Origin of the sequence: Streptomyces sp. NPDC005408, from assembly GCF_040606445.1 — a bacterium.
In the GTDB taxonomy this organism is placed as follows: domain Bacteria; phylum Actinomycetota; class Actinomycetes; order Streptomycetales; family Streptomycetaceae; genus Streptomyces.
Genome location: NZ_JBEXEX010000054.1, coordinates 17,919 through 31,422, shown reverse-complemented (window position 1 = coordinate 31,422; position 13,504 = coordinate 17,919). Strand labels below are relative to the sequence as shown.

The 13,504-nt window shown below is 70.3% G+C and carries 12 protein-coding genes; 9 read left to right on the top strand and 3 right to left on the bottom strand.

Annotated features, from left to right (window positions below):
• The first annotated feature begins 13 nt into the window (after positions 1–13).
• Entirely contained in the window at positions 14–1,030 is a 1,017-nt protein-coding gene (locus tag ABZS64_RS32720; RefSeq protein ID WP_355837544.1) for a 1-aminocyclopropane-1-carboxylate deaminase, read from the top strand.
• A 39-nt stretch (positions 1,031–1,069) separates the two neighbouring features.
• Positions 1,070–1,300 (top strand): hypothetical protein, encoded by a 231-nt coding sequence (locus ABZS64_RS32715; RefSeq protein ID WP_215093417.1) that lies wholly within the window; start codon positions 1,070–1,072, stop codon positions 1,298–1,300.
• Between the two features lie 79 nt (positions 1,301–1,379).
• On the opposite strand, the gene ABZS64_RS32710 is transcribed toward ABZS64_RS32715, so the two are convergent.
• Positions 1,380–2,597: a TerD family protein gene (locus ABZS64_RS32710; protein ID WP_355837541.1), complete on the bottom strand. Its 1,218-nt coding sequence runs from the start codon at positions 2,595–2,597 to the stop codon at positions 1,380–1,382.
• Between the two features lie 127 nt (positions 2,598–2,724).
• Entirely contained in the window at positions 2,725–3,534 is an 810-nt protein-coding gene (locus ABZS64_RS32705; protein ID WP_355837539.1) for an NAD(P)-dependent oxidoreductase, read from the bottom strand.
• Between the two features lie 239 nt (positions 3,535–3,773).
• On the opposite strand from ABZS64_RS32705, the gene ABZS64_RS32700 reads away from it, so the two are divergent.
• Positions 3,774–4,718, top strand: a complete 945-nt coding sequence (locus ABZS64_RS32700) for a 5-dehydro-4-deoxyglucarate dehydratase (RefSeq protein ID WP_355837537.1) — start codon at positions 3,774–3,776, stop codon at positions 4,716–4,718.
• Positions 4,715–5,884, top strand: coding sequence for a hypothetical protein (locus ABZS64_RS32695; protein WP_355837535.1), 1,170 nt, complete (start codon positions 4,715–4,717; stop codon positions 5,882–5,884). The genes ABZS64_RS32700 and ABZS64_RS32695 overlap by 4 nt, the downstream gene beginning before the upstream one ends.
• Here ABZS64_RS32695 and ABZS64_RS32690 read toward each other — a convergent pair.
• The gene (locus tag ABZS64_RS32690) at positions 5,818–7,089 is read right to left on the bottom strand and encodes an MFS transporter (protein ID WP_355837533.1); all 1,272 of its coding nucleotides are present in this window, start codon (positions 7,087–7,089) and stop codon (positions 5,818–5,820) included. The genes ABZS64_RS32695 and ABZS64_RS32690 overlap by 67 nt on opposite strands.
• A 170-nt stretch (positions 7,090–7,259) precedes the next feature.
• Here ABZS64_RS32690 and ABZS64_RS32685 point away from each other — a divergent pair, with 170 nt between their 5' ends.
• From ABZS64_RS32685 to ABZS64_RS32665, 5 genes are all read left to right on the top strand, one after another.
• The gene (locus ABZS64_RS32685; RefSeq protein WP_355837531.1) at positions 7,260–7,904 is read left to right on the top strand and encodes a GntR family transcriptional regulator; all 645 of its coding nucleotides are present in this window, start codon (positions 7,260–7,262) and stop codon (positions 7,902–7,904) included.
• Complete coding sequence (locus tag ABZS64_RS32680) at positions 7,901–8,812, top strand: dihydrodipicolinate synthase family protein (RefSeq protein WP_355837529.1); 912 nt, start codon at positions 7,901–7,903, stop codon at positions 8,810–8,812. The genes ABZS64_RS32685 and ABZS64_RS32680 overlap by 4 nt, the downstream gene beginning before the upstream one ends.
• Positions 8,809–10,548, top strand: coding sequence for an L-arabinonate dehydratase (gene araD, locus ABZS64_RS32675; protein ID WP_355837527.1), 1,740 nt, complete (start codon positions 8,809–8,811; stop codon positions 10,546–10,548). The genes ABZS64_RS32680 and araD overlap by 4 nt, the downstream gene beginning before the upstream one ends.
• Positions 10,549–10,623: 75 nt before the next feature.
• Positions 10,624–11,961 carry a S28 family serine protease gene (locus ABZS64_RS32670; RefSeq protein ID WP_355837526.1) on the top strand — a complete coding sequence of 446 codons (1,338 nt, stop codon included), beginning with the start codon at positions 10,624–10,626 and terminating at the stop codon, positions 11,959–11,961.
• Positions 11,962–12,077: 116 nt separating this feature from the next.
• Positions 12,078–13,484, top strand: coding sequence for an NCS2 family permease (locus ABZS64_RS32665; RefSeq protein WP_355837524.1), 1,407 nt, complete (start codon positions 12,078–12,080; stop codon positions 13,482–13,484).
• Positions 13,485–13,504: the final 20 nt, after the last annotated feature.

Genomic DNA, 13,504 nt, shown 5'->3' with positions numbered 1-13,504 from the left:
CGAGGGAGCCCGCATGTCGATCACGTCGTACGAGCGCTGTCCACTGCTGTTCGGGCCCTCACCCGTGCACCGGCTCGACCGGCTGACCCGCCATCTCGGCGGCGCCGAGATCTGGGCCAAGCGTGAGGACTGCAATTCCGGCATCGCCTACGGCGGCAACAAGACCCGCAAGCTGGAGTACCTCGTCGCCGACGCCCTCGCCAAGGGCTGCGACACCCTGGTGTCCATCGGCGGTGTGCAGTCGAACCACACCCGTCAGGTCGCGGCCGTCGCCGCCCGCGTCGGGCTCGGCTGTGTGCTGATTCAGGAGAGCTGGGTCGACTGGCCGGACTCCGTCTACGACAAGGTCGGGAACATCCTGATCAGCAGGCTCGCGGGCGCCGACGTCCGCCTTGTGCGCGCCGGGTTCGGGATCGGCGTCAAGGAGAGCTGGGAGCGGGCGCTGCGCGAGGTCGAGGAGCGCGGCGGCCGGCCGTACGCGATCCCGGCCGGGGCCTCCGACCATCCGCTGGGCGGTCTCGGCTTCGCGAACTGGGCGTACGAAGTGGCCGAGCAGGAGCGGGCGGCCGGTGTGTTCTTCGACACCGTCGTGGTGTGCTCGGTGACCGGCAGCACACAGGCCGGGATGGTTGCGGGCTTCGCCGCGCTCGAAGAGGCGGGCGGCCCGCCGAGGCGTGTGATCGGCATCGACGCGTCCGCCGCGCCGGAGCGCACAAGGGAACAGATTGGGCGAATCGCTCGCAACACCGCCTCACTCATCGGGGTGGAGCGTGAACTGCGGGACTCGGACATCGAGCTGGACGAGCGTTACCACGCGGGGACCTACGGCATTCCGGACGAAGCGACGCTGGAGGCCATGCGGCTCGCGGCCCGTACCGAGGGGATGGTGACCGATCCGGTGTACGAGGGGAAGTCGATGGCGGGCCTGATCGACCTGGTGAAACGCGGAGAAATCGGCTCCGGATCGAGGGTGCTTTATGCCCATCTCGGCGGTCAGCCGGCGCTCAACGCCTACAGCGCTCTGTTCTGACGTGGCGTGGCGGGCCCTCGAGGGCCCATACTCCAGGTAATGACAAAGTCAGCCGGATCCCGCCGCTATTTGCCCTCCAGTCCCTTCAACAAACCGGCCGCGGCCGCCCCGCCGATTGAGCAGTACGAGGTGGGCGACCGGGTCTCGCACGATCAGTTCGGGCTCGGAAGAGTCATCGCAGTCGAAGGAGACAACGCCGCCGTGCTTGTCGACTTCTCGGGGCGTCAGGGAAGAATCCTGAGCCCGTACTCCAAGCTGGCCAAACTCTGAAGACCGTGGCCGCCGGGCCCGCCATCACCTGAAGCGGTGGCGGGCCCGGCGGTGTCGGTCGTCGCAGTGCCTGCTGGGGTCACAGCGCCTGGGCGGCGGGCTTGACCATGCCCCGCACCGTGCGGGACTTCGCGAACTCACCCATCGCAGTCATCTCCCATTCGCCGGAGAACTGCTTGATCAACTTGGCCATCATCACGCCGGTCTGCGGCTCCGCGCCTGTCAGATCGAAGCGGACCAGCTCCTCGCCCGACGCCGCGTCGATCAGTCGGCAGTAGGCTTTGGCCACCTCGGTGAACTTCTGTCCCGAGAAGGAATTGACGGTGAAGACCAGACCCGTCACATCGGCCGGGATCCGGCCGAGATCCACGACGATCACCTCGTCGTCACCCGCACCCTCGCCCGTCAGATTGTCGCCGGAGTGCTTGATCGCGCCGTTCAGGATCGACAGCTTGCCGAAGTAGCAGCTGTCCACGTGGTTGCGGTTCGGGCCGTAGGCGATGACGGAGGCGTCGAGGTCGATGTCCTTGCCGCGGAAGGCGGGCTCCCAGCCGAGGCCCATCTTGACCTGGGACAGCAGCGGGCGGCCGCCCTTGACCAGCGAAACCGTCTGGTTCTTCTGGAGGCTGACGCGGCCCTTGTCCAGGTTGATCTTTCCGGCGCCGGGGGCCGGAGCCGCCGGGGGAGCCGCGGGCGGGGGCGGCGCGGCCGCGGCGAGACGCGGGTCGACCGGCGGGGCCGGTGCGACGGGCGCGGCGGCGACGGGAGCGGGCGCTGCGGGGGCGGCAGCGGGCTCCTCGTCGACGGAGACGCCGAAGTCGGTGGCGATGCCCGCGAGCCCGTTCGCATAGCCCTGGCCGACCGCGCGGGCTTTCCAGGCGCCGTTGCGGAGATAGATCTCCACGACGACCAGTGCGGTCTCGGCGCCGAGCTGCGGCGGGGTGAAGGTGGCGAGCGCGCTGCCGTCGTCGGCATTGCGGATGGTGGCGGTGGGCTCGATGCCCTGGAAGGTCTGGCCCGCGGCGTCCGGGCTCGCCGTGACGACGATCTTCTCGATGCCGGGCGGGACGGCGGAGGTGTCCACCACGATCGCGTCGGGGGCGGTGCCTCCGCCGGATCGGTAGCTGACGCCGGGGCCCGCCGGCTGGTTGTAGAAGATGAAGTCGTCGTCGGAGCGCACCTTGCCGTCGGCGGTGAGCAGCAGGCCCGATACGTCGAGCCGCACCGGGGCGGCGACGTCCACCGCCACGCGCGCGGCGGAGAGAGGGATGTTCGAGCCGGGGGTCATAGCGGTCATGCCAGGGGTAACGAGCGAGGGCGCTTTACCGTTCCCTTACCTTTGGACGATCACCCGGGCGACCCCTTCGGCCATCTGTTGCGCGGGTGGTTGCGGGCCGTGCGCTCGTTGCCGAAGCCCCGGCCCGTCAGTAGGGCCACCGGGGCGGGTTGGTGGTGAAGTGGCCGCCCAGATGTGCGTGGTCCGGGTTGTCCGGGTCGAGTTCGCCCTGTTCCGCGACGAGCTTCTCGGCGTACTGCTCCGAGTCGTCCTGCGGCTCGTAGCCGAGGGAGCGGGCCGTCGAAAGGTCCCACCACAGGCGGGTGTTGGCGGACGATCCGTAGACCACGGTGTGGCCGACGTTCTCGGCGGTGAGCGCCGCATGGAAGAGGCGGGCGCCGTCGCCGGGGCTCAGCCAGACCGACAGCATCCGCACCGACGTGGGCTCCATGAAGCAGGAGCCGATACGGACGGAGACGGTCTGAACGCCGTGCAGGTCCCACTGGAGCTGGGCCAGGTCCTCGCCGAAGCACTTGGACAGGCCGTAGTACGTGTCGGGGCGGCGCGGGGTGTCGATGGGGATCAGGGGGTCGTCCCCCTGGGGGCGGGGGGTGAAGCCGACCGCGTGATTGCTGGAGGCGAAGACGATGCGCTCGACGCCTTCTTCGCGGGCCGCCTCGTAGAGGTTGTACGTGCCTTCGATGTTCGCGCGGAGGATCTTCTCGAACGAGGCTTCCAGGGAGATGCCGGCGAGGTGGATGATCGCGTCGACGCCCCGTACCGCTCGGCGCAGCGCCTCTTTGTCGGCGAGGTCGGCGGTGATCGCGTCCGGCACGCCCTCTATGGGGGTGGCATCGAAGAGCCGGAGCTCGTAGCCGTACGCGGGCAGGAGCCCCCGCATCAGCGTGCCGAGGCCGCCGGCGGCGCCGGTGAGCAGGACGGTGCGGGGAGCGGGCATGGATGGATCTCCTCGAAACGCTCAGGTCCGTAGACGGCATTCACATGCATGGACACGCTAGGGAGTGGTCCGGACACCGTCAAGTGTGGCGCGGAGGGGCCGACTCCGCCTCTGAGTTGCGGGTTTCCGTCTTGACCCGGCCCGCGCGGCTGCCTTAGCGTAACGGCGTTCAGAAATATGGACGTCGATCAGAATTGTGCACGGGCCCCACGGCTCGGTGCACGGCCCAGGGAGCGCCCGTGACCTCAGCCCCGCTCGCCGCCCGGCTCACCCGGGTCGAAGGACCGCTGTTCTTCCCCGTCACCGCGTACGGACCGGACGGCGCCCTCGACCTCGATGCCTTCCGCACCCATGTGAGACGCGGCATCGACTCCGGCGCGGCCGCGGTCTTCGCATGCTGCGGCACGGGCGAGTTCCACGCCCTGACCCCCGAGGAGTTCGGCGACTGCATCGCCGCGGCCGTCGCGGAGACCGCGGGCGAGGTGCCGGTCGTCGCAGGCGCGGGCTACGGCACGGCGCTCGCCGTCCAGTTCGCGAAGATCGCCGAAGCCGCCGGCGCGGACGGACTGCTCGCGATGCCGCCCTATCTCGTCGTCGCCGACCAGGCCGGGCTGCTGCGGCACTACACCGCACTCGCCGAAGCCACCTCACTCGACGTCATCGTCTACCAGCGCGACAACGCCGTCTTCACCCCCGAGACCGTCGTCGAACTCGCCCAGGTCGACGGCATCATCGGCCTCAAGGACGGCTACGGCGACCTCGATCTGATGCAGCGCATCGTCGGCGCCGTCCGCCGCGAGCTGCCCGACGAGGACTTCCTCTACTTCAACGGGCTGCCCACCGCCGAACTCACCGGCCTCGCCTACCGCGGCATCGGCATCACCCTGTACTCCTCCGCCGTCTTCGCCTTCGCCCCCGACATCGCGCTCGCCTTCTACCGCGCGCTGATCACCGGCGACGACAAGACCGTCAACCGGCTGCTCGACGGCTTCTACGGACCGCTGGTCGAACTGCGCAACCTCGGCCGCGGCTACGCCGTCTCGCTCGTCAAGGCGGGCGTACGGCTCGAAGGCCTGGACGTCGGCGAAGTGCGGCCGCCGCTGAGCGAACCCCTCCCCGGGCACATCACCGCCCTCGCCGAACTGATCGAGCGCGGCCGTGCCCTGCTGGAGGACGGCGCGTGAAGACCTCCGCCTTCCTCTACCCGTGGGACGTCGTCGGTGACCCGGACGCGGCGGCCCGCATCGCGGACCTCGGCGTCCAGCAGGTCACCCTCGCTGCCGCCTACCACTCCACACGAGCCCTGACCCCGCGCCACCCCCGGCACCGGATCGTCACCGCGCAGCACGCCGCCGTGCTGTACGAGATGGACGAGGAGCGCTGGGCGGGCCATGAGCTGCGTCCGTACGCCGCGGGGGACTGGGCCGCCGGAGACGCGTACGCGGAGGCCGCAGCGGCCCTGACGGACGCCGGGCTCGAGGTCCACACCTGGGTGGTCCTCGCCCACAACTCCCGCCTGGGCGCCGAATATTCGGACACCTCCGTCGTCAACGCATACGGCGACCGCTACCCGTGGGCGCCCTGCATCGCCCAGCCTCGTGTGCGGGCCCTTCTCGTCGGCCTCGCGGCCGAGGCGGCGACGCGGCCGGGCGCGCGGGGCACCGAGCTGGAGTCCTGCGGCTGGTACGGCCTCGCGCATCTGCACGCGCACGACAAGATCGCGGGCGTTGGGCTGGGTGATGCGGCGCAGTATCTGATGTCGCTGTGCTTCTGCGCGTGGTGCCGGGACGGGTATGCGGAGCAGGGCCTGGAGCCGGATCTTCTCGGCGCCGCCGTGCGCAGCGCGCTCGAGCCCGTCTGGGCGGGGGCCGCGCCCGCCGACGCCGGTACCGAGAAGCTGCTCGGCGGGGAACTCGCGGCGGCGACGCTGGAGTTCAGGGCGCGAGTGGCCCGCACGCTCCAGGAGTCCGCCGTCGCGGCGGTGCGGGCCGCCGCCCCCGACGGTTTCCAGGTGCTGCTGCACGCCGACCCCGTCGCCCACCACTGCGGCGCCAACGCAGGCGTCGACCCGGCGCACATTCTGTCCGTCGCGGACGGCGTGGTCGTGCCGTGCACGGGCGGTGCGGAGTTGCTCACGCTGTTCGCGGAGCAGGGCGTGGCCGGGGCCGGGGCGGTGCTGGCCGCGAACTTCACGGTCGTCAGCGGGATGGGCGGGAGCCCGGGGACGCTGGCGGAGGACGGGGCGCGGGCGGCCGCGCTCGGCGCGAACGAATTGCGGCTGTATCACGCGGGGTTGGCGTCGGACGCGGACCTGGTGTCCGTGGCGGACGCGGTGTCCCGGCTGGGCTGAACGCCGCAGGCGTCGCCCCGCCCCCGCGCGGACCGCAGCAGCACCAAGCCCAACCCGACCCCCGCCCCGCCAACCACCACCACCAGCACCCGTACGTCGACCAGCGCCACCAGCCCCGCTCCCACCGCCAGCGACACCGCGTTCGGGACGAAGATCAGGGTGTTGGCAGTCGCCGCCGTGCGACCGAGGACCGCGGCAGGGGTTTCGCGCTGCACCGCCGTCATCGCGGCGATCAGCGCGCACGGCAGGCCGAGCCCGATCGCCGCACTGCACATCAGCGCCGTCGCGTCGTACGGCAGCGCCCGCAGCCCGACCGCCATGCCGAACACCCCAATGCCCGCGGCGACGAAGACCCGCTCCGGAAGCCGTCGCAGCAGCGGACCGGCCAGCAGGCCGCTCAGTACGGAACCCACGCCCTGAACCGCGTACAACAGGCCCACGAACGCAGGGGAGTGGCCCAACACCTTGTCGGTCACCGCGAACGTCAGCGCGCCGTTCAGGCCCGCGAGCAGCATGAGCGCGCCGCCCGCGAGGACGAGCTGGCGCAGCATCGGTGAGCGCCACAGATACCGGGCGCCCTCGGCGGTGTCCGACCTCCAATCGGCTCCGGCCGCGCGGGAGGGACGCTCCTCCCGTACCCGCAGCAGCGCGAAGATCCAGGCGGCCAGCGCGAAGGACGCCGCGTCGAGCAGGGCCACCGACTGCCCGCCGAACCGGGCGAAGAGTCCCGCTCCCGCCAGCGGCGCGATCAGCTTCATGCCCTCGTTCGCCGTCATCCGCAGTCCGTTGAAGTCGCCGAGCAGACGGCTGTCCACGGCCGCGGCGACCAGCCCGGCCTCGGCGGCGTCGTGCACCACCCAGCTCACTCCGTACACCGTCAGCACCGCGAAGAGGATCCACACCCGCGCCGCCGAGTCGAGGGCGAGCAGCGGCAGCAGCAGCACCGACATCACGAGATTCGTCCAGATCAGCAGCGGCCGTCTGCGCACCCGGTCGGCCACCGTCCCCAGCAGCGGGCCGACCAGCATCGGCGCCCACATCGCGAACGTCGTCAGCGCGGCCAGACTGTCCGAGCCGGTCAGCGACTTGACCCAGATGCCGGCCGCCAGCCACATCGCGGACGTGCCGAAGCCCGACACGACCACCCCCGACAAATAGAGCCCCGCATTGCGGTCCCGCAGTACCGCACCCGCCGCCCAGCCCATGCTCGAACCCTTTCTCGTACGGCCAGGGTGAGGTCTGAGGAGCCCTTACCGGATCGGGCAGTTGACCTACTTATGGCCTTGACGCCGACCCGGCCGCGGCCTAACTTCAACGCGTCGTACTTCGTACGTCATATATGAGACGCGAGATATGAGAGCGTGAGAGAGCGCCGATGACCTTCGCTCCGGCCCCCATCCCCTCCCGCACCCAGTACGTCCTGGACGCGGTCAAGCACGCCATCCTCACCGGGCGGCTGCACCCGGGACAGGCCCTGGTCGAGACCGAACTGGCCGCGCAGTTCGGGGTGTCCAAGACCCCTGTGCGCGAGGCACTCAAGACGCTCGCCGGGACCGGTCTGGTCGTCATGAGCCAGTTCAAGGGCGCCACCGTCCGTACCGTCGACGCCACCATGGCCCGCGAGGTGTACGACGTACGGCTGCTGCTCGAACCCGAAGCGCTGCGCCGGACCGTCGAGTGCCGGGCGGACCTGGAAGCCGCCCAGGACGCGCTGCTGAAGGCCGACGACTCCGCCGACGGGGCCGGACGGGCCCTGGCCAACCGGGAGTTCCACCGCGCCCTCTATCTGCCCTGCGGGAATCCGCTGCTGACCCGGATGCTCGACGACGTACGCGACCAGGCCGCCCTGGTCGCGGCCGTCGCCTGGGCCGCAGACCCCTCCTGGGAGCGCGAGGCGGCCGAGCACCGGGAGATCCTGCGGCTCGCGGCCTGCGGCGACGCGCAGGGGGCCGCCCGCGCCCTGCACGAGCACATCGCCGGTTTCGTACGGCGGGCCTTCCCCGAGGAGGACGAAGCATGACCGATCAGACACTGCCCGCCCTGCGCGCCGCGCTCGCCGATGTCGTGGCCATCCCGGTGACGCCGTTCGCCGCGGACGGCACCGTCGACGAGAAGGCCCAACGCGGTCTGCTGCGGCGGCTGATCGACGCCGGGGTCACCACCCTCACCCTGAACGGCAACACCGGGGAGTTCTACGCCCTCACCCCCGGCGAGCGACGCCGGGCCGTCGAACTGACCGCCGAGGAGGCCGCGGGAGCCGCGACGATCGTCGCCGGAGTGGGCCACGAGGTGCCCACGGCCGTCGCCGCCGCGCTGCACGCGCGCGATGCGGGCGCGCAGCTGGTGATGGTGCACCAGCCCGTGCACCCGTACGTCTCGCAGGACGGCTGGATCGACTACCACCGGGCGATCGCCGACGCGGTCCCCGGGCTCGGCGTCGTCCCGTACATCCGCAACCCCCTCCTCGAGGGCCGGACACTGGGCGGACTCGGCGCCCTGTGCCCCAATGTCATCGGCGTGAAGTACGCGGTCCCCGACGCGGCCAGGTTCGCCGCCTTCGCGCGCGACGCGGGCCTGAACCGCTTCGTCTGGGTGGCGGGACTCGCCGAGCTGTACGCGCCCTCCTACTGGTCCGCAGGCGCCACCGGTTTCACCTCGGGGCTCGTCAACGTCGCCCCGTCCGTCTCGCTCGCCATGCGCGACGCGCTGCGCGAGGGCCGCTACGCGGACGCCATGGCCGTCTGGGAGCGGATCAGGCCCTTCGAGGAACTGCGCGCGGCCCACCAGTCCGCCAACAACGTGACCGTCGTCAAGGAGGCGCTCGCCTCGCTCGGCCTGTGCCGCCGCGAGGTGCGCCCGCCCAGCCGCACCCTGCCCGAGGAACAGCGCGCCGAGGTCGCCGCCCTGGTCGCGGGATGGGACGCATGACCGACACGCACCCCGAGGAGCTGAGCCCCGAACAGTTGCGCAGCCACCAGTGGTACGGCACCGAGGGGCTGCGCTCCTTCAGCCACCGCGCCCGCACCCGCCAGCTCGGCTATCTGCCCGAGGAACACCTCGGCAAGCCGGTCGTCGCGATCCTCAACACCTGGTCCGACATCAACCCCTGCCATGTCCATCTGCGCGACCGCGCGCAGGCCGTCAAGCGCGGCGTCTGGCAAGCAGGCGGCTTTCCCCTCGAATTCCCGGTCTCCACGCTCTCCGAGACCTTCCAGAAGCCGACCCCGATGCTCTACCGCAACATGCTGGCGATGGAGACGGAAGAACTGCTGCGCTCGTATCCGGTGGACGGCGCGGTGCTGATGGGCGGTTGCGACAAGTCCACGCCCGCGCTGCTGATGGGCGCCGCCAGCGCCGATCTGCCCAGCGTGTTCGTCCCGGCGGGGCCGATGCTGCCGGGCCACTGGCGGAACGAAGTCCTCGGCTCCGGCACGGACATGTGGAAGTACTGGGACGACAAGCGGGCCGGTCTCATCGGTGACGCCGAGCTGGCAGAGCTGGAGAACGGCCTTGCGCGCTCGCCCGGCACCTGTATGACCATGGGCACCGCCTCCACGCTGACCGCCGCGGCCGAGGCGCTCGGCGTCACCGTCCCCGGCGCGTCCTCGATCCCGGCCGTCGACTCCGGGCACGAGCGGATGGCCGCCGCGTCCGGCCGCCGGATCGTCGAGCTGGTGCGCCGGGACCTGAAGCTGTCGAAGATCCTCACCCGGGAGGCGTACGAGGACGCGGTGGCCACCGTCCTCGCCCTCGGCGGCTCGACGAACGCCGTGATCCATCTGATCGCCATGGCGGGACGCTCGGGAGTGCGGCTCACGCTCGACGACTTCGACCGCATCGCCCGTACGGTGCCGGTGCTGGCCAACCTCCGGCCCGGCGGCCGGTACCTGATGGAGGACTTCCACTTCGCGGGCGGACTCCCGGCGTTTCTCGGACAGTTGACGGACGTACTGCATCTGGACCGGCCCACCGTCGCGCACCCGACCCTGCGCGAGCAGCTGGCGGGCGCCCAGGTCCACAATCCCGATGTGATCCGCCCGCGCGACAACCCCCTCGCCGACGAGGGCGGAGTGGCGGTGCTGCGCGGCAACCTCTGCCCGGACGGCGCGGTCATCAAGCACATCGCCGCCGATCCCCGGCTCCTCGAACACACCGGTCCCGCTGTGGTCTTCCCCGACTACCGGACCATGCAGCGGACCATCAACGACCCGGAGCTCGGCATCACCGCCGACCATGTGCTGGTGCTCCAGGGCGCGGGCCCCAAGGGCGGCCCCGGCATGCCCGAGTACGGGATGCTGCCACTGCCCGACCATCTGCTCAAGCAGGGCGTACGGGACATGGTGCGGATCTCGGACGCCCGGATGAGCGGCACCAGCTACGGCACCTGTGTGCTGCACATCGCGCCCGAGTCGCACATCGGCGGGCCGCTTGCGCTGGTCGAGAACGGCGACCTGATCACCCTGGACGTCGCCGCGCGCACGCTGCGGCTTGAGATACCGGACGAGGAGCTGGCGCGGCGCAGGGCCGCCTGGACGCCGCCGCCCGAGCGGTACGAGCGGGGTTACGGCGCCCTCTACAGCGAGCAGATCACCCAGGCGGACACCGGCTGCGACTTCGCGTTCCTCGCCGCGCAGGGCAACAACCCTGATCCGTACGCAGGTTGAGCCGTCCGGGGGACGACACGGCGGCATACGATGCCCCGACGCCCATCCGTCAACTTCCGTACGAGGGGACTCAACGTGCGCAACACGAGGTTCGCCGCGCTGCTCGGTGCCGGTCTGATGGCGGTCACGGCGCAGTTCGCCGGGGCCGGTGCCGCGAGCGCGGCGCACGCAGCCCCGGCAGCCGCCGACATCCGCGAACAGCTCGAGCGCATCCCGGGCATGACGGTCGTCTCGGTCGGCGAGAAGGAAGGATTCCCGTACTACACGCTGACGTTCGCGCAGCCCGTCGACCACAGCCGCCCCTGGGAGGGCAGCTTCACCCAGCGGCTCACGCTCTGGCACAAGGCGGCCGACAAGCCCACGGTCTTCTACACCGGCGGCTACACCCTGGCCACCTCGACCACTCAGCTCACCAAGGTGATCGACGCCAACCAGGTCTCCATCGAGCACCGCTACTTCGGCCAGTCCCGGCCCGCGGGCGCCGCCGGTGACGACTGGTCGAAGCTGACCGTCTGGCAGGAGGCGAGCGACGAGCACCGCCTCACGCAGGCGCTGCGCGGCATCGAGCGCGGCAGATGGCTGGGCACGGGCGTCAGCAAGGGCGGCATGACCGCGACGTACCACGAGCGCTTCTACCCCGGCGATCTGGACGCCGTCGTCGCCTTCGTCGCTCCCAATGACGCCAACAACCGGGACGACAGCGGCTACGAGCGGTTCTTCACGACGGTCGGGACGCCCGAATGCCGGGCCGCGCTCAATGCCGCACAGCGCGAGATGCTGGTGCGCCGCGACGCGCTGCTGCCGAAGTTCGAGGCGGACGCCAAGACGAATGGCGACACCTTCGAGGAAACACTCGGGACGACCGGCCGCGCCTATGAGTTCGCGGTGCTCGACCAGGTGTGGAACTTCTGGCAGAGCGGCACGATCGACAACTGCCCGACCGTCCCGGACGCCAAGACTGCCGGCGACGACGAGCTCTACGACTGGTCGAAGAAGCACGGCTTCAGCGTCTACCAGGACGAGTCACTGGGCACCAACGGCTCGGGGCCCTACTACCGGCAGGCCGCGACCCAGCTGGGCTGGGCGGATCTGAAGTTCAAGCACCTGCGGGACGTGCGCCGCTACCCGGACATCTACCAGCCGAACTCGGTGCTGCCCGCCGCCATGCGCGGCTCCTACGACAACGCGGCCATCGCGGGTGTCGACCGCTGGGTGCAGACCCGCGGCGAGCGGATGATGTTCATCTACGGCGAGAACGACCCGTGGAGCGCAGAGAAGTTCAGCCCGAGCCGTCATGACTCGTACCGCTATGTGGTGCCCGGCTCGAACCACGCGGCGCAGCTCGCCAAGCTCCCGGCCGGCGAACAGGCGCAGGCGGTCGAGACGATCAAGCGCTGGGCCGATGTGAAGTAACCGGATGAGAAGCAGGTGGAGCCGGTGCGGAAGTAACACCGGCATAACCTGAAACGCTCTTCCCGTGGGAACAATCCAGCTACCCGCCAGCCGGATTGCCGTCCACGAGGAGAGCCATGTCTGCACAGGTCGACCGGTACTTCCACATCAGCGCGAGAGGCTCGACCTTCGCACGCGAGATCCGTGGCGGCTTTGCCACGTTCTTCACGATGGCCTACATTCTCGTGCTCAATCCGATCATCCTGGGCAACGCGGAGGACAAGTTCGGCGCCCATCTCTCCGGTCCCCAACTGGTCACCGCGACCGCCCTGGTGGCCGCCGTGATGACCGCGATCATGGGGCTGGGCGGCAATCTCCCGCTCGCCATCGCCGCCGGGCTCGGCCTCAACGCCGTCGTCGCCTTCCAGCTCGCGCCGATGATGAGCTGGCCCGACGCGATGGGCCTGGTCGTCCTCGAAGGCATCCTCATCTGCCTCCTGGTCGTCACCGGGCTGCGCGAGGCCGTCATGCACGCCATTCCGTCCTCGCTCAAGCAGGCCATCAGCGTCGGCATCGGGCTGTTCATCGCCTTCATCGGCTTCATCGACGCGGGCTTCGCGACCCGCATACCCGGCGACAACGGCTCCGTTCCCGTCCAGCTCGGCGCGAGCGGTCATCTCTCCGGCTGGCCCGTCCTGGTCTTCTGTCTCGGCGTGCTGCTCACCGTCGCGCTCATGGCCCGCAAGGTGAAGGGCGCGATTCTCATATCCATCGTCGCGATGACCGTCGTCGCGATCGTCATCAACGAGATCGCCGACATCAAGCCGGCCGCCTGGGGCCTGACCGTGCCGTCCGTGCCCGACGACATCGTGTCCGCGCCCGACTTCGGACTCATCGGCAACTTCAGCCTCTTCGGAGCCTTCGACCAGATCGGCGTCGTCACGCTCGTCCTGCTGGTCTTCACGCTGATCCTCAGCGACTTCTTCGACACGATGGGCACGGTCGTCGGCATCACCAACGAGGCCGGGCTGCTGGACGAGAACGGTAAGGTCCCGAACCTCGGCCGGGTGCTGCTGATCGACGGCGTCGCCGCCGTGGCCGGAGGCGCGGCATCCGCCTCCTCCAACACCTCGTACATCGAATCGGCCGCCGGCGTCGGCGAGGGCGCGCGCACCGGATTCGCCTCCCTGGTCACCGGCGCCCTCTTCGCCCTCGCCCTCTTCTTCACACCGCTCGCCACGGTCGTGCCCGCCCAGGCCGCGGCGCCCGCGCTCGTCGCCGTCGGCTTTCTGCTGATGGCGCAGGTGCGCCACATTGACTGGGAGCAGTACGAGATCGCCATCCCGGCCTTCCTGACGATCGCGGTCATGCCGTTCACGTACTCCATCACCAACGGCATCGGCGCCGGCTTCATCGCCTATGTCGTCATCAAGGCCGTGCTGGGCAAGGCCCGTGCCGTGCACTGGCTGCTCTGGGGCACGGCCGCGCTGTTCGCGGTCTACTTCGCGATCGACCCGGTCGAGCAGCTCCTCGGCGCCAAGTAGCCATCCGGAGCCAGCGCTTC